Annotated in this window: 12 protein-coding genes; 2 read left to right on the plus strand and 10 right to left on the minus strand. The window is 68.9% G+C overall.

Going from position 1 to position 15662, the window contains the following annotated elements:
• The 5 genes from KUV67_04045 to lgt form a co-directional block, all read right to left on the minus strand.
• Nucleotides 1-1191 (minus strand): hypothetical protein, encoded by a 1191-nt coding sequence (locus tag KUV67_04045; protein ID MBY6204037.1) that lies wholly within the window; start codon nt 1189-1191, stop codon nt 1-3.
• A 179-nt stretch (nt 1192-1370) separates the two neighbouring features.
• On the minus strand, nt 1371-1868 hold the full coding sequence (locus KUV67_04050; GenBank protein MBY6204038.1) for a DUF192 domain-containing protein: 498 nt from the start codon (nt 1866-1868) through the stop codon (nt 1371-1373).
• Between the two features lie 40 nt (nt 1869-1908).
• Nucleotides 1909-2457, minus strand: a complete 549-nt coding sequence (locus KUV67_04055; protein ID MBY6204039.1) for a dihydrofolate reductase — start codon at nt 2455-2457, stop codon at nt 1909-1911.
• Nucleotides 2458-2488: 31 nt separating this feature from the next.
• Complete coding sequence (locus KUV67_04060) at nt 2489-3322, minus strand: thymidylate synthase (protein ID MBY6204040.1); 834 nt, start codon at nt 3320-3322, stop codon at nt 2489-2491.
• Complete coding sequence (gene lgt / locus KUV67_04065) at nt 3319-4200, minus strand: prolipoprotein diacylglyceryl transferase (GenBank protein MBY6204041.1); 882 nt, start codon at nt 4198-4200, stop codon at nt 3319-3321. Before lgt ends, KUV67_04060 begins: the two co-directional genes overlap by 4 nt.
• Before the next feature lie 142 nt (nt 4201-4342).
• Between lgt and KUV67_04070 the strand changes: the two genes are divergently transcribed.
• Together KUV67_04070 and KUV67_04075 are read left to right on the plus strand one after the other, a co-directional pair.
• A complete protein-coding gene (locus tag KUV67_04070; protein ID MBY6204042.1) occupies nt 4343-6442 on the plus strand; it encodes a thioredoxin domain-containing protein in 2100 nt (699 codons plus the stop codon).
• Nucleotides 6442-7365 (plus strand): cobalamin-binding protein, encoded by a 924-nt coding sequence (locus KUV67_04075; GenBank protein ID MBY6204043.1) that lies wholly within the window; start codon nt 6442-6444, stop codon nt 7363-7365. Before KUV67_04070 ends, KUV67_04075 begins: the two co-directional genes overlap by 1 nt.
• Here the strand turns inward: KUV67_04075 and KUV67_04080 are convergent.
• From KUV67_04080 to KUV67_04100, 5 genes are all read right to left on the minus strand, one after another.
• A complete protein-coding gene (locus KUV67_04080) occupies nt 7322-7990 on the minus strand; it encodes a hypothetical protein (protein MBY6204044.1) in 669 nt (222 codons plus the stop codon). The two genes, KUV67_04075 and KUV67_04080, sit on opposite strands and share 44 nt — an antisense overlap.
• A 61-nt stretch (nt 7991-8051) precedes the next feature.
• Nucleotides 8052-10571 carry an MMPL family transporter gene (locus KUV67_04085; protein MBY6204045.1) on the minus strand — a complete coding sequence of 840 codons (2520 nt, stop codon included), beginning with the start codon at nt 10569-10571 and terminating at the stop codon, nt 8052-8054.
• On the minus strand, nt 10564-11667 hold the full coding sequence (locus tag KUV67_04090; GenBank protein MBY6204046.1) for a hypothetical protein: 1104 nt from the start codon (nt 11665-11667) through the stop codon (nt 10564-10566). The genes KUV67_04085 and KUV67_04090 overlap by 8 nt, the downstream gene beginning before the upstream one ends.
• An 88-nt stretch (nt 11668-11755) precedes the next feature.
• Nucleotides 11756-13207, minus strand: a complete 1452-nt coding sequence (locus tag KUV67_04095) for a DUF1329 domain-containing protein (protein MBY6204047.1) — start codon at nt 13205-13207, stop codon at nt 11756-11758.
• A gap of 613 nt (nt 13208-13820) precedes the next feature.
• On the minus strand, nt 13821-15659 hold the full coding sequence (locus tag KUV67_04100; GenBank protein MBY6204048.1) for a DUF1302 domain-containing protein: 1839 nt from the start codon (nt 15657-15659) through the stop codon (nt 13821-13823).
• Between the last annotated feature and the right edge of the window lie 3 nt (nt 15660-15662).

Consider the following 15662-nt stretch of genomic DNA (forward strand, 5'->3'; position numbering starts at 1 on the left):
TCAACGCCTCCTGCGTTCGATCAACTGCTCGATCGTGTCGATCGCGTCGGCATAGGGACTGGTCGGACCGGCCGCATCGGCGCGCTCGAGCAGCGCCGCGGCCTCCTCGTCCCGGCCCTGGCGGACCCGGACCACGGCCATCTCGTACAGCCCGGGCGCGCGCGGCAGGAAGACCAGTTCGGGACCGAGCAGCGCTTCGGCGTCTTCGAGCTCGCGCAGGTGGGCCAGGATCCAGCCCCGCAGATAATCGGCATCCGGCAGCCGGTGACCTTCGGCGAGCAGCGCTTCGAGCCGATCGCGGGCGTAGTAGGCGTGGTTGTTGCGCAGGTCCAGCTCGGCGTGCAGGTAGCGGCCGTCGACGTCGTCGGGCAGGGTCCGCCCGGCGGCCAGCACGGCCCGGTAGGCGCGATCGAGCCGGCCGCGGCCGATTTCCCGTCGCACGACCGCCAGGTGCTCCAGGCCGTCGCGCAGGTCGGCCAGTCCGCTCCAGTCGCCGGCCCCGGCGCCATCGGCGGCTGCGCTGGCCGCCGCACCACCGACCCGCTCCAGCCACAGCGACTCGGGCCGCTCGACGCTGAGTCGATGGACCAGTCGGTGGAACGCCTCGCCGTCGAAGCCCGCCTCGCGCAACGATGCAGGCACGACGGACGCGCAGTCGCCGCCGCAGGCGCCGGCCACGGCCTGGCGGTAGAGCGCGGCGTTGCCGTCCAGGCGCACGTCGATGTAGCGGAGCTTGCGCAAGCTGTCCGGTTCGTCGGCCGGCAACCCTTTCGACGCACCCGCCCTCCACGCGCGGTCGGCCGCGCGGCACATGCTTCCGGCCGCCGCCAGCACCGCGGCGGCCTCGTCGTCGCTGTGCAGCCATGCGAGCAGGCCGCGGCCGATCACGATCCGCCCGCCGGCCAGGCAGAGCGCGTCCGGGTCCGCTTCGACCGTCAGCACGACGTCCACCGTCGACGGCAGCTCGGCGCCGGCCTCGCGCAGGCGATCGAGCAGGCCCGTCAGTCGCGCTTCGAGCCCGTCGGGCGACGTCGGCAGGACGCGGCCGTGGACACGATGGAACGGCGGGTACAGCGCCTGCTCCGCGGCCGCGCGTTCGTCGGCGTCGAGCTCGACCGGTCCGCCGCAGCCGGCCAGTCCGGTCGCGACAAGTGCAACGAACGCGCAGACGATGCCCGTTCGCCGGGTCATGGTCGATTCCGCTTCATGCATACGATTCCTTCATCGATTTCTTCCTTCATGCCGCTCCGTGCGCCCTGCATCCGTCGAACCTGGATCCGTGGATTCAGCGAGGAAGGGACGGTCGCCTGTGACGAATGCGGGCCGGCCGGGTCACCGGGCGCGCCGGTCCGACAGGAACCGGACGCGAATCAGCCGTCGTCCTCGCCGGGCACCTGCCCGAAGACCACCGGGTCACCGATCTCCACGCCCAGCCGTTCCATTTCGCCGGCATTGACTTCGAGCACGTACTGCGCCGGGACCCCGCTCGGGTAGTTGGGGCAGCGCCGGGTCCGGCACGGCGGCGTGTCCAGCGACCAGGCCACGATCCGCCGCTCCGCGTCGATGTAGACGATGTCCAGCGGTATCCGCGTGTTGCGCATCCAGAACGCGCGCGGCGCCTCGCGCGGGAACAGGAACAGCATCCCGGCCCCGGCGTCGAGTTCGTTCCGGAACATCAGCCCGCGCGCGCGCTCCTCGTCGTCGTCGGCGATCTCCACCCGGTAGCGCTGACCGCCGACCTCGACCCACGGCCCCGAGGCCTGGCAGCCGGTGGCCAGCAACAGCGCGGCCAGCACCCACGGCAGCCAGGCCGGAGCGACCGTCGTTCGCTTCGCGGTCACCGTCGAATCGTTCGTCGTCTCGCCCATTCTCGCGCTCGTCGTGTCAATCGTCGTAGCAATCGTCGTGTCAATCGTCATCCGCCCACTCCACCGGCGTGTTCCGGATCAGCGACAGGAAGATCATGCGATGCGGGTTCGCGCCGTCGGCCGGGTGCGCCTCCATCGACCGCAGGCGCCAGTCGACCCGGCGCCACGCCGGAAACCGCGTATCGCCCTCGGGCCGGGCATCGACCAGCGTGAGCTCCATCGCCGCGGCACGCGGCAATGCCTCGGCGTAGAGCTGACCGCCGCCGATCACCATGGCCGGCACCTCGGCGTCCAGCCGGTCCAGCGCCTCGTCCAGCGATCGCGCGCATTCGACCCCGCTCGGCGCCTCGCTCCAGGAACGACTGAGCACCAGGTTTCGTCGTCCCGGCAGGGGGCGCCCGATCGACTCGAAGGTCGCCCGTCCCATGATCACCGGGTGGCCCAGGGTGACCTGCTTGAAGTGCGCCAGGTCGGCCGGCAGGTGCCAGGGCATCTCGCCGTCGACGCCGATCACGCGGTTGCGCCCGAGCGCCGCGACCAGGACGATTTCCGGTCGCGCGGGAGGTCCGAGCGAGCTGCGCTCGTTCATCGGGGCCTCGTGCGGCGATTCATGCTGCGATTCATACGGCAATGGGCGCCCTGATCGCCGGGTGGCAGCGGTAGCCGGTCAGCTCGAAGTCCTCGTACACGAAATCCTCGAGACGACGCCGCGCCGGGTTCAGCGTCATGGTCGGCAGGGGGTAGGGTTCGCGCGCGAGCTGCTCGTCGACCTGGTCGAGGTGATTTCGGTACAGGTGGGCGTCGCCGAGCGTGTGGATGAACTCCCAGGGCTCGAGGTCCGTGACCTGCCCGACCATCATCAGCAGCAGTGCGTAGGAGGCGATGTTGAACGGCACGCCCAGGAAGCAATCGGCGCTGCGCTGGTACAGCTGGAGGCTGATCCGGCCGTCGGCGACCCAGAACTGGAACATGGTGTGGCACGGCGCCAGCGCCATCCGGCCCCGGGCCGGGTTCTCGTGCGGCGCGAGGCGTTCGTCCGGAAGCTCGGCCGGGTTCCATGCCGAGACGACGTGGCGTCGCGAGTCGGGCCGTTTACGGATGCGCTCGACGACCCGCTCGATCTGGTCCAGCGAACCGCCGGCGGGCAGCGGCCAGGCCCGCCACTGCTTGCCGTAGACCGGCCCCAGGTCGCCGCGTTCGTCGGCCCACTCGTCCCAGATCGTCACGCCGTGTTCATTCAGGTAGCCGACGTTCGTATCGCCCTTCAGGAACCAGAGCAGTTCGTGGACGATCGATCGAAGGTGCAGCTTCTTGGTGGTGACCATCGGAAACCCGTCGCCGAGGTCGAAGCGCATCTGGTAGCCGAACACGCTGAGGGTGCCGGTTCCGGTTCGATCGTTCTTCGCCACCCCGTGGTCGCGGACGTGGGTCAGGAGGTCGTGATAGGCCTTCATGGCGGTGTTTCCCGGTTCGGGGCTGTCCGATCCGGCGCCTTCGGCCCAGGACGGCGGTAGGCATGCGCCATCAGCGCGACGCCGGCGATGAACATCGGGATCGACAGCAGCTGGCCCATGGTCAGCGCGTCGAATGCGACGAAGCCCAGGTGCGCATCGGGCTCGCGGAACAACTCGGCGATGCAGCGGAACACCGCATAGCCGGCGAGGAACAGGCCGCCGACCGCTCCGGCCGGCCGCGGACGCCGCGCGAACACCCAGACGATGACGAACAGCAGCACGCCTTCCAGCGCCGCCTGGTAGAGCTGCGAGGGATGCCTGGCGTAGACGTCGAGCTCGCCGGCGCGCCACGCGGCTTCGAGTGCCGCCTCGCTGGCGAAGCCGCGATCGATCGCCGCGGGAAAGATCATCGCCCAGGGCGCATCGCTGACGCGGCCCCAGAGCTCGCCGCCGATGAAGTTGCCGATCCGGCCGAAGGCCAGGCCCAGCGGCACCACCTGGGCCGTGAAGTCGCCGAGCTTGAGAAACCCGATGCCGAGGTGCCGCGCGTACAGCGCCATGGCCACCAGGACGCCGATCAGCCCACCGTGGAACGACATGCCGCCGTCCTGGATCCTGATCGGAAACAACCAGTCGTCGGCCCAGCGATCGAGCCCGTAGAACAGGACGTAGCCGAGCCGGCCTCCGGCGATCACCCCGACGATGATCCAGAACAGGTAGTCGCCGACCTGGACCGGGGCGATCGGCCAGTGCGGCTGGCGCGCCCTGCGCCGCAGCAGCCACCAACCGGCGGCGAAGGCCAGCAGGTAGGTCACGCCGTACCAGTGCACCTGGACCGGCCCCAGGTCCAGGGCGATCGGGTCGATATCGACGAGCATCGCGGGAGAAGACATGCTGGGGCGCGGGTCGGCGGGGACGGAGAACGAGCCTCGATTGTATAGGCTACGACACCCGGCCGGGCCGGCGGTCGCCGGGCCCCTGCGGTATCCTCGTCGGCCGTCCCTGCACCGCGCATCGACCATGCCCAACCGACTCCACGGCGCGTCCAGCCCGTACCTCCGTCAGCATTCAGAGCAGCCGGTGGACTGGTACCCCTGGGGCGACGAAGCGCTGCGCGAGGCGCGCGACAGCGACCGCCCGATCCTGCTCTCGATCGGCTACGCGGCCTGCCACTGGTGCCACGTGATGGCGCACGAGAGCTTCGACGATCCGGAGGTGGCCGAGCGCATGAACGCCTGGTTCGTCAACGTCAAGGTCGACCGGGAGGCGCGCCCGGACCTGGACCGGACCTACCAGCTGGCCCACCAGCTGCTCAGCGGCCAGGGCGGAGGCTGGCCGCTGACCGCGTTCCTCGATCCCGCGGACCTCGCGCCCTTCGTCGCCGGAACCTATTTTCCGCCGGAAGCGCGGCACGGCCTGATCGGCTTCGGCGAACTGCTGGAACGGGTGCACCGCGCCTGGCTCGAGCAGCGCGACACGCTCAAGGCGCAGAATCGCCGCGTGATCGACGCGCTCGGCCTGCTGGTCGCCCGTTCGAGCGACGGCGAGGCGGACGCACCGGCGCCCGACGATCACCTGATCGGCCAGCTCGAAGCCCGCGAGGACACGCGCCACGGCGGGTTCGGCGATGCGCCCAAGTTTCCCCAGCCGCCGCTGCTGGCGTGGCTCGCCGAGCGCGGCATCGAAGACCCGAGCGCCGAGCGGATGTTGCTCGACGCGCTGCGTGCGATCGTGCGCAACGGGCTGGCCGACCAGCTGGGCGGCGGCTTCTTCCGCTATTGCGTCGACGCCGCGTGGGAGATTCCCCACTTCGAGAAGATGCTGGCCGACAACGCGCAACTCCTCGATCTGCTGGCCGCGGCGGCGGCGCGCTGGAGCGACCCGGAACTGGCCGATGCGGCGACGCGGACGGCCGAGTTCCTGGCGCGCGACCTGGCCCTCGACGGCGGCGGGTTCGCCACTTCGCTCGACGCCGACAGCGCGGTGCCGGAGGCGCACCAGGACTCCGACACCCCGCTCGAGGCCGGCCAGGTCCGGGTGGAGGAAGGCGCCCATTACCGCTGGCGACCGGACGACCTCGACGGCGTGCTCGACGGGCCGATCCGCGAACTCGCCGAAGCGCGTTTCGGCCTGGACGGACCGAGCAATCTCCCCGGGAGGTTCTGGCACCCGGTGCAGGCCCGTTCGATCGCCGAACTCGCCGAGGCGGGGCGCGACGCGGCCTCCACCCTCGCCCTCCTGGACCGGGCACGGACGCGGATGCTGGAGGCGCGCTGCCGCCGGCCGATGCCGGCGCGCGACGATCAGCTCCGGGCCGGCACGAACGGCCTTGCCGCCGCCGCGCTGGCCCGGGCCGGCCGGTACCTCGATCGCGAGGACTGGATCGACCGGGCCGACCGGACCCTGACGCGCGTGGTCTCGGAACTGCTCGACGCCGAGCCTCCCGCGGCGGTGCTCGCCGAGGGCCGGGCGGAGCACCCCCTGCTCCTCGACGACCTCGCGGCCCTGCTCGACGCCTCGATCGCGCTGCTCGACGCGCGCTTCGATCCGGAGCGCCTCGACCTGGCCGAACGCCTTGCGGACTGGATCGAGCGCGATCACTTCGAGCCGCACACGGGCCGCTTCGGCCTGATCGCGCACGACCGGCCGACGGTCCTGATGCGGCCGCGCGCCGACGTGGACGAGGCGATTCCGGCGGGCGCGGCCACCGCCGTGCTCGGCTGGGTCGCCCTGGCCCACCGCACCGGCGACGCCGAACGCCTGGCGCGGGCCCGGCAGGCGGCCGACGCGGTCCGTGCCGCCGTGCAGGAATCGCCGGCCGCGCACGCGACCTGGCTCCGGGCGCAGCGACGTCTCGACGGGCACCGGCCCCTGATCGTCGTCGGCGGTCCCGGACGCGAGCCGGACGACTGGGTCCGGCGCCTGGTCCGGCGGGTCGACCGCGACGTGCTCCGGGTGCCGCCGGGTCTCGACGACCTCCCGGCCACGCTCCAGGCCGCGACGAGCGCCGAGGGAACGAGCGCGTGGATCTGTGTCGGCGCGCGCTGCCTGGCCCCGCTGGACGACCTCGACGCGGTCGAAGAAGCACTGGACCGGGAATCGGCGGCGGGAACGGCCTGATGGGAACCGGCCGCCCCCTGGCGCGCATCACCCGGGCTCTCGGGCGAATCGCGGCCACCGTCCTCGCGGTCGTGGTGCTGCTGGTCCCGCCTGCGGCGGATGGCAACGATCCACGAAGCGAGGACGCGGCGGCTCCGCGCATCGTCAGCCTCGCACCGCACCTGACCGAGCTGGCCTTCGATGCCGGGGCCGGCGACCGCCTGGTGGGCGCGGTCGAATGGAGTGACCATCCCGCTGCGGCGCGCGAGCTGCCCCGGATCGGCGACGCGTTCCGCTTCGACGCCGAAACGATCCTCTCGCTGGGCGCCACCGATGCGATCGCGTGGGAGGGCGGCACGCCGATCTCCAGCCGGCGCCAGCTCGAGGCGCTCGGCCTGTCGGTCCATTCGATCGAAACCCGGACACTGGACGAGATCGGCGAGGCGCTGCGCGCCCTGGGCCGCCTGGCCGGCACCTCGGCGGCGGCGGACGCTGCGGCCGGGCGCTATCGCGAGCGGCTCGAACGGCTCCGGTCCAATCCCCGTCGCGGCGCCCCGATCACCGTGTTCTACCAGGTCAGCCGGCGCCCCCTGTTCACGCTCGGTGGCCGCCACGTGTTCAACGAGGTGCTGGCCCTGTGCGGCGCCCGAAACGTCTTCGCCGACCTGGACGTGGAAGCCGCGGCGGTCGGCATCGAGTCGGTCGTCGACGCCGCGCCGGACGTGATCCTGGTCGGCGCCGACCGGCGCCCCGCGGAGGCATCTGCGGCCTGGGCGTCGCGGACCGGGATTCCAGCGGTCCGGTGCGGACGGGTGCTGGAAGTGGACGCCGATACGCTGGTCCGCCCGACCACGCGCCTGCTCGAAGGCGCCGAGGCCCTGTGCGAACGCCTGGATACGCTCAGGCGGGCTGAAGATCCAGCATGCGGAATCGCCCCCCGCTGAGAACGGTCCGCCCCGGTCGAACCGCGATCGGGGCGCGAAACACGGGCGCATCCACCACGAACGTATGGAACTCGCCGTTCTCGCCGCAGGGATCGGCATCGGGCGCATAGTCGACCAGCCACTGCGGGGTCCAGCGCCGACCCAGCGCGGCCGCATCGATCGTTTCGGTATCCACGCAGCACACCCGCGCATCCAGCCCCTCGCGCGGAAGACGCTCGGCCATCGAGGCGGTGTCTTCTCCCCAGATCGGGAACACGGGTTCCAGGCCGAGATCGCCGCACTGGGCTTCCCGGAACGCGCGGATGTCGTCGAGAAACAGGTCGCCGAAGGCGAGCCGGGCGAGCCCCTCCTGCTTCAACGGCGCCAGCCCGTCGGCCACGCGGCCAAGGTAGGTGGAATTGTCGCAGTCGCCCGGCAGCGGAATTTCGAAAAGCGCAACGCCGAGACGGTCGGCCTGGAGACGGAGCAGTCCGATCGGCGTGCCGTGCAGGGCGACCCGATCGTTTTCCTCGTTGTAGGTGGTGACCAGCCAGCGCGGCCGATCGGAGCCGTCGAGGCGCATGAACGCGGCAAGCGAGTCCTTGCCGCCGCTGAACATCAGCGCAAGGTCGCCGTCCCGGTTCATGCGATGAGTGCGCGAGCGCGGCACCGGTCCGGGTCGATGGCCGACCCGGACCGAGGCCCGATCAGGTCGCTTCGCGGGGCCGCAGGAGCCAGCGCGCCAGAGCGGGAAGCAGCAGCATGGCACCGATCATGTTGAAGATGAACATGAACGCCAGCAGCACGCCCATGTCGGCCTGGAACTTCAGCTCCGAAAACAGCCAGGTGCCCACGCCGACGGCCAGCGTGATCGCGGTGAAGAACACGGCCTTGCCGGTCAGGCGCAGCGTGTGCATGTAGGCCTCGCCCAGCGGCATGCCTTCCTTCAGGTGGCCGGCCAGGCGGCTGTAGATGTAGATGCCGTAGTCGACGCCGATGCCGACGCCAAGGGCGACGACCGGCAGCGTATTGACCTTCAGCCCGATGCCCATGAAGGCCATCAGCGAATAGGCCAGGTAACTGACCAGGACCAGCGGAAGCACGATGCACAGGGTGCCGCGCACGGAGCGGAAGGTGATCAGGCACAGCAGGATGATCGCCCCGTACACGTACAGCAGCATCGGCGTCTGAGCGGCCCGTACTTCTTCGTTGGTCGCGGCCATCACACCGACGTTGCCGGTGGCCAGGCGGAAGCAGAGATCGCCGCTGCAGTCCGCGGTCGCGCCGGGCTCAGCGTCGGCCGGCACGCCTTCCGGGTCCTGGAACTCGAGCGACTCGTTCATCAACTGGCCGCGCAGTTCCTTGACCCGGTCGACCACGCGCGAAATCGTTTCGGCCTTGTGGTCTTCGGTGAAGATCATCACCGGCATCGCGCTGCAATCTCGATTGAGCAGGCCCGACGACGTCTCGATGTTCTGCAGGTTCTGGCGCATGATGAAGACGTTGCGCGGCAGCACGCGCCAGCGCAGGTTGCCCTCGTTCCAGCCGGCGTTGATGACCTTCGCCACCATCGGCAGCGAGATCACCTGCTGGACGCCCTCGACCTGGCGCATCTGCCACGAGAAATCGTCGATCGCGTCCATGATCTCGGGATTTTCCGTACAGGCCTGCGGCACCGTCTCGGCGATCACCGAGATCAGGTCCGTACCCAGCGAGAAGCGCTCGGAAATCAGGCGGGCGTCCTGGTTGTAGCGCGCGTCCTGGCGAAGTTCCGGCACGCCGGCCTCCGAGTCGCCGATCTGCATGTCCTGGGACTTGTAGAGCGCGCCGGCGAACAGCACGATACCCAGGACCAGGGTGACCGCAGCGACGCCCGGCCTGGTGAACGACGCAACGAAGCGCCAGACCACGGAGGTCCGGGCGGCCTTCGCGAACTGGCGCTCGCGGAACGCCTCGCCGTTTCGCATCCGGACGTAGGACAGCAGCAGCGGGAGCAGGACCAGGTTGGTGAAGATGATGATGGCCACACCGATCGAAGCGGTGATCGCCAGTTCCTGGATGATCCGGATGTTGATCAGCAGGATGGTCAGGAAGCCGATGGTGTCGGACAGCAGCGCGATCGCGCCCGGTGCCAGCAGGCGCGCGAAGGTCGCCTTGGCGGCGTCGATGCTCGACGCGATCTCGATCGACTCGAGCGCGATTCCGTCCTGGTGCAGCCCGGCCGGTGAGCGGCCTCCGAAGTACTTCTCGGCAGTCCAGCCCGAGATCATCTGGACGCCGTGGCTGACACCGATGGCGAAGACCAGGAACGGCGTCAGGATGTTCATCGGGTCGATGCCGAATCCGAGCAGACTGAGCGAACCCAGCTGCCAGATCACCGCGGTCGTCGAGCAGACCAGGGGCAGCACGGTCAGCCAGATCGATTTCGAATACAACAGGAGCAGCAACGCGGTGATCGCGAACGCGACCCCGAAGTAGGTCACCACGCCGCGCGCGCCGTCGGCGATGTCGCCGACGATCTTGGCGAAGCCGATGATGTGGACACTGTGGTTCTCGGTCTCGAACTCCTCCTGGATGCTGTCGAGGTAGCAGGCCACCTGCTGGTAGTTCAGGCTGCCGTCGGTCGGCTGCGGAAAGCGATCGGGGTCGGTGCAGGGGTTGTCCGGATCGTAGTCCGGCACCTGCACGTCGCCTTCGACGAGGTTGGCCTGCACCATCGCACCGGAGAAGTCCTCGGCCACCAGGCGCCCGACTTCGCCGGACTTGATGATGTTCGAACGGACCCGTTCGAACATTTCGGGCGACGGCGCGAAATCGGCGGGGATGACGTTTCCGCCGGCAAATCCGTCCTCGACGACCTCGACGAAGCGCACGTTGGGCGTGAAGATCGACCGCACGCTGGCGCGCTCGACGCCGGGAAGCAGCATGACGCGGTTGCTGACCTGCTCGAAGGCCTCGAAGAACTCGGGCGTGAACATCTCGCCGTCGCGTGCCATCAGGGCAACCATGATGCGGTTCGCGCCGCCGAACTCGCGCTCGTAATCGAGGAAGGTCTGCATGTACTCGTGATCGAGCGGCAGCTGCTTCTTGAACCCGGCATCGACCCGGAGCTGCAGCATGGAGTACGCCATCACCGCCGTACCGACGATGAACAGCAGCAGGATCAGGGGCCGCAGCGCGAAGATGCCGTCGGCAACACGGAGGTTGAACCCTCTCGGTTTATTCATGGCGCACTCCGTCTTCGCCGACAAGGATCAGGTGGTCGCCCTGGACCAGGACCGCAGCGTAGTCGCTGCCGAGGCGGTCGACCTGCTCCTCGATCCTGCCGTCTTCATCGATCGTGACGCGGCTGGCGGCCGCCCCGACGATCAGTACGCGACCGTCAGGCAGATGGGTCGCCCCCATCAGGGTCTGGTCGCCGCCGTACTGGAGATCCTCCCAGCGGTCGCCGAAATCGCAGCTCCGCTGGATGTGGCCTCGCAGCCCGAACGCGATGATGCAGTCGCCGAGCTCGATCAGACCGAACATCGAGCCCGAATAGGGAAAGCGGAAGCTCTCCCAGGTTTCACCACCGTCCTCGGAACGGTAGCCGAAACCTCGTTCGGCGGCCATCATCAGCCGGCCGTCCTCGAGAACGAGCAGATCGTTCAGGTGACACTCGTAGAACTCGTAGCAACCCTTGTCGACGAACACGTCTTCGCCTTCATCGGTCTCTACGTTGGCTTCGGGCTCGAAGTCTTCGGGCAGGGTATCGATACCGTCCTCGGCTGCTGCCACGTCGCCCCAGTCGATCGCCTCGGAAACCAACCGGTCCTCGATCCGCTCGGTCTGCCATGTGACCCCTCCGTCGGAGGTCACCATGAATCGGCCGTAGGCGCCGACCGCAAACCCTTTCAGTGCCGTGAGGAACTCGACATCGAGCAGCGGTTCCTCGGCGTCCTCGTCCCAGTTCTGGATGAACCAGGTCCGCCCCCCGTCGGCGCTGGACAGGATCGCGCTGTCGTGACCCACGGCCCACAGCCGTCGGCCTTCCCGCTCGATCCGGGTCAGGGTCGACTGGACCGGCACCCGGTCGGCCTGCGACCACGTCCGACCGTCGTCGGACAGCAGCACGTGACCCCGCTGGCCGACCGCGACGAACCGGTCGTCGTAACGGAGAATGTCGAGCAGCAGGCTCTGATCGGCCAGGCGTGCTTCGAGCGCGGGCTCGGGAGTGTTCTCGCCGGCCGCGTCGCCGGTCGCGTCATCCTGGGCGAAGAGAAGACCGGGGACGGCCAGGAGCAGCGCCGCTCCCCCGATCGCGGATCTTGAAAGATGGTTCATCGACAACTCCGGGCGGAACTGCGTGACGAAAGCGGCCGGCCCGGAGGACCGGCCGCATGGTGCGTGCCCGCGGGTGCGGGAAGCGGGCCTATCGGCGCCCGCGCGTGCGCAGCGCCTGCGGCGTGTAGTTGCTGGGCGCCAGCTCGACGTTGAAGGTGTTGACCGGATCCTGGTTGTCCAGGCCCACGGCCACGTAGCGGCCGGAGAGCAGGTCCATGTGGGTTTCGATCGTCGTCCAGAACGTCGGCACTTCGTAGTAATTGATCGAATGCGCCTCGGAAGCCCGCCACAGTTCACCCTGCTGGTCGTAGTGGTCGATCAGCAGGATCTGGTAGGAATCCTCGTCCATGTAGAAGGTCCGCCGCGAATTGATGTGGCGGGTGCCTTCCTTCAGGGTGGCGTCCACGATCCATACGCGATGCAGTTCGTAGCGCATGTATTCCGGGTTCAGGTGGCCGGCCATGACCAGGTCTTCCGGCGTGACGTCGGAGCCGTGCGCACCATAGGAGTTGTACGGCACGTACATTTCCTTCTTGCCGACCACTTCCCAGTCGAAGCGGTCCATCGCGCCGTTGAACATGTCGGTCATGTCGTTGGTGCGAAGGCCGTCCGATGCGGTGCCCGGGTTGTCGTAGGCCACGTTCGGCGCGCGGCGGACGCGGCGCTGGCCCGGGTTGTAGATCCATGCCTGGCGCGGCTGCTGGATCTGGTCCAGCGTCTCGTGCACGAGCAGGATGTTGCCCGCGAGGCGGGCCGGCGACTCCACTTCCTGGAAGAAGTAAAGGAGGATGTTGTTGGTGTCGGCGATCGTGACGCCTTCCTTGTAGTACAGACCCAGGATTTCCTCGCGCAGCTTCACGAGCTGGAAGTTGCCGCCGGCGGTCGGTGCGACCTGGTTGTTGTAGCGGGTGCCGCCCGTGCCCTTGTACTTGAGCTTGTGGTTCCACATCAGCTCGTAGGCATTCTGGGGAATCGGGAAGGGGAAGCCCTCGGCCGCGTTCGTCACGCCTTCACCGTCGGACACCAGCTGCGCGGTCGACGCGTTCTGGATCGACATCTCGTAGGTTCGTTCCGGGAACGACGCGCTGCGACGGGTCGGGAACACGCGCATGTAGTAGGTATCCGGATAGCGCTCGAAGGTCGCGATCTGACCGGCCGACAGCTGGTCGGCGTAGTCCATGTAGTTTTCCCCGGTGATCACGAACTCCGGACGATCGTTCGGGAACGGGTTCGGATGCCGGTCGCCGGGCTGGAAGCCTGCCGGCCAGTCGTCCCGGGTCAGTCCCCCGGTCCAGGCCGGAATGGTTCCTGCGGCATTGCCGGCGCGCGGCGATCCCATCGGCGTCAGGTCGTTGCCGAGGCGCGCGATGTTCTGCGGACTGTCGGCGATGATGCCTTCCGCAGCGCCGGAATCGGCGCTGCCGGACGATGCCGACGCGCTGGCCTGGGCCGCGGCCTGGCGGCGCGCCTCTGCCTCGGCGGCAGCCCGTTCGGCAGCCCTCCGCTCGGCTTCCTCGGCAGCAGCCTGCTCGGCGGCCATCCTTTCGGCTTCCTCGGCAGCAGCCTGCTCGGCGGCCATCCGTTCGGCCTCCGCAGCGGCCTCCGCGGCAGCGGCTTCTTCGGCCGCGCGACGCTCGGCTTCGGCTTGTGCAGCCTGCTCGGCTGCCATCTGCTCGGCCTCGGCGGCGGCTTCTGCCGCTTCGGCCTCGGCGCGACCGGCGGCTTCGGCAGCCGCGGCCTCGGCGGCAGCGGCTTCCGCGGCGGCACGGCGTTCGGCTTCGGCGGCTGCCCGTTCGGCAGCTTCACGCTCCGCACGCGCTGCGGCTTCGGCGGCTGCCGCTTCCTCGGCGGCGCGGCGCTCGGCCTCTGCGCGAGCGGCCTCTTCGGCCGCTGCACGCTCGGCTTCGGCCTCGGCGCGAGCCGCGGCCTGCTCGGCGGCGCGGCGTTCGGCCTCGGCACGTTGCGCCTCCGCTTCGGCACGCTCGGCCTCGGCTTCGGCGCGTTCCGCCGCGGCCCGTTCGGCGGCGGCCTGTTCGGCGTCCATCGACTCGTCCGGAGTGGTACTGCACGCGGCCAGCGCGATGGCGAGTCCCGCTGCAAGCAGCAGGGCGATCGTTTTCTTGGTCAGGTTCGTCATCCGTTAGTCCTCCGCGTCAGAACGAGTAGCTGATGGAGCCCGAGACGAAGTCCCGGTCGCCGATCAGGTTGTTGGTGCCGGCGCCGAAGAAGTTCGTGTAACCGAAATCGACTCGCCAGTTCGACAGGTAGGAGAAACCCAACCCGAGCGAAACGGACTTGCGGCCCTCGATGAAGTTGCCGCCCGGCCCCGGCGATGTGCCGGTCACGTCGTGGTTGAAGGCCAGGCGAGGCGTCATGTTCCAGGCCGACCCGAAGACCGCGTTGTAGGTCGGTGCGACGACCAGGCGGTAGCCCCAGCTGAACGGCGTTGCGAAACCGTCGGTGGTGGTGATCGGGTTGCGCAGGTCGCCGCCGGTGAGCTGGTTGCCCACGCCGCCGCCGGTGTCCGTGCCGGGTCCTTCGAAGCGCAGCTCGCTGTTGCTCGGCAGGTCCCAGACGTGCGTGGCCCCGAACTCCGTGACGAACGCGATCTGGTTGGCTCCGATCGGGTTGTTCGGCCCGAACAGCTTGGTCAGCGTGAACTGCGCCTGGGAGACTTCACGCTCCAGGTAGCCCTGGATCGTCTCGCCCGGAGCGAACTGGCCGAGCTGGCTGTTGAAGCGCAGCGCCGGCTCCGGAATCACCGCGTTGAGCGGCGACAGGCCGGCGAACAGCAGTTCGACGTCGTCGATCTGCAGCGGCAGGTTCGGCCGGTAGCTGACCTCGCCCTGCAACGCCCAGGTCTCGAAGACCGTGGTGTTGAAGCTCACGCCGAAGGAGTCGATATCCTCCGGGTAGACCACGTTGACGCGCCCGGTGGACGTGTCCGTGCTGGTCACGGCCTGGCCGTTGAGTACCGGCAGGCGGCTGTGATAACGCAGGTAGTAGAGCCCGAACTCCGTGTCGTTCAGCCACGGCGCGAAGTAGCGGAAGGCGATCCCGTACTGGCCCGTATCGCTGGGACGATCATCGAGCCCGCGCGGCAGGTTGCCGGGCGGGAAACAGGTCTGCGGCAGAGGATCGACGCCGCAGCCCGGCAGGGGCAGCGGGTCGTCCGGCACCAGGCCGAAGCCGAGCATCGCGTACTGACCGCCATCGGTGGCGAAGTCGTTGGTCGAGAAGTACGAGCCGGCCGGCTCGGGTTCGACCCGGTCCCACTCGTACATGTAGATGCCTTCGACCGACAGGTTCGGCGTCAGCTCCAGCGAGGAGTAGACCATGCCCAGCGGCACGAACGCATCGCGCAGCTCTGCGCCGGCGGTCCGGATCGCCGAGACGTCGACCGGGTTGATCACGTTGATGCCGCCCGGCAGGAAGGTCGACTCGCCCCAGCTGACCACCTGGCGGCCGACGCGCACGGTCAGCAGCTTGTCGGCCACTTCGAAGTCGCCGTAGACGTACGCGTCCAGCAGGCGGGCGCGCTCGCCGACGTAGTTCTTCGCGTCCTCGCTGAGACGGTTCTTGTCGTTCAGCGTGAAGTCGTAGAAGTAGTTGCCGCGAACGAAGGCGCCGTAGTTCTTGTAACCGATCTCCAGCTCGGAGGTGATCCGGGCCTGGTTGAAGATCAGGTCGTACTGGTCGAAGTTCAGGTTGCCGTCGTCGGAGTTGGCCGAGAAGCGGCCCGGCGCGGCGATCTGCTGCTCGATCGGCAGGAACGAGATCGCCGGGTTGAACACGGACTTGGCGACCAGGTCCTCGTCGCGCTCTTCGACGCGCATGCCCATCGAATACGACACGGTGGTGTCGAGGTTGATGCTGACCTCGCCGGTGCTGAGGTCGACCGCGGCCGCCGGTCCGGCAACCAGGCCGAGAGCAATGGCAGAGGCGAGCAGCGACCGACGCGGCAGCCCTGTCGTGGTGTTGAGGTTCTTCATGAA

The sequence above is a fragment of the Halomonas denitrificans genome, assembly GCA_019800895.1.
Classification (GTDB): Bacteria; Pseudomonadota; Gammaproteobacteria; order Xanthomonadales; family Wenzhouxiangellaceae.

Excerpts from the sequence above, each read along its gene's own strand:
- KUV67_04070 (MBY6204042.1), top strand. The coding sequence starts at position 4,343 with ATGCCCAACCGACTCCACGGCGCGTCCAGCCCGTACCTCCGTCAGCAT.
- KUV67_04080 (MBY6204044.1), bottom strand. The coding sequence starts at position 7,990 with ATGAACCGGGACGGCGACCTTGCGCTGATGTTCAGCGGCGGCAAGGAC.
- KUV67_04090 (MBY6204046.1), bottom strand. The coding sequence starts at position 11,667 with ATGAACCATCTTTCAAGATCCGCGATCGGGGGAGCGGCGCTGCTCCTG.
- KUV67_04085 (MBY6204045.1), bottom strand. The coding sequence starts at position 10,571 with ATGAATAAACCGAGAGGGTTCAACCTCCGTGTTGCCGACGGCATCTTC.
- lgt (MBY6204041.1), bottom strand. The coding sequence starts at position 4,200 with ATGCTCGTCGATATCGACCCGATCGCCCTGGACCTGGGGCCGGTCCAG.
- KUV67_04055 (MBY6204039.1), bottom strand. The coding sequence starts at position 2,457 with ATGAACGAGCGCAGCTCGCTCGGACCTCCCGCGCGACCGGAAATCGTC.
- KUV67_04050 (MBY6204038.1), bottom strand. The coding sequence starts at position 1,868 with ATGGGCGAGACGACGAACGATTCGACGGTGACCGCGAAGCGAACGACG.
- KUV67_04045 (MBY6204037.1), bottom strand. The coding sequence starts at position 1,191 with ATGACCCGGCGAACGGGCATCGTCTGCGCGTTCGTTGCACTTGTCGCG.
- KUV67_04060 (MBY6204040.1), bottom strand. The coding sequence starts at position 3,322 with ATGAAGGCCTATCACGACCTCCTGACCCACGTCCGCGACCACGGGGTG.
- KUV67_04095 (MBY6204047.1), bottom strand. The coding sequence starts at position 13,207 with ATGGCCGCCGAGCAGGCTGCTGCCGAGGAAGCCGAGCGGAGGGCTGCC.
- KUV67_04100 (MBY6204048.1), bottom strand. The coding sequence starts at position 15,659 with ATGAAGAACCTCAACACCACGACAGGGCTGCCGCGTCGGTCGCTGCTC.
- KUV67_04075 (MBY6204043.1), top strand. The coding sequence starts at position 6,442 with ATGGGAACCGGCCGCCCCCTGGCGCGCATCACCCGGGCTCTCGGGCGA.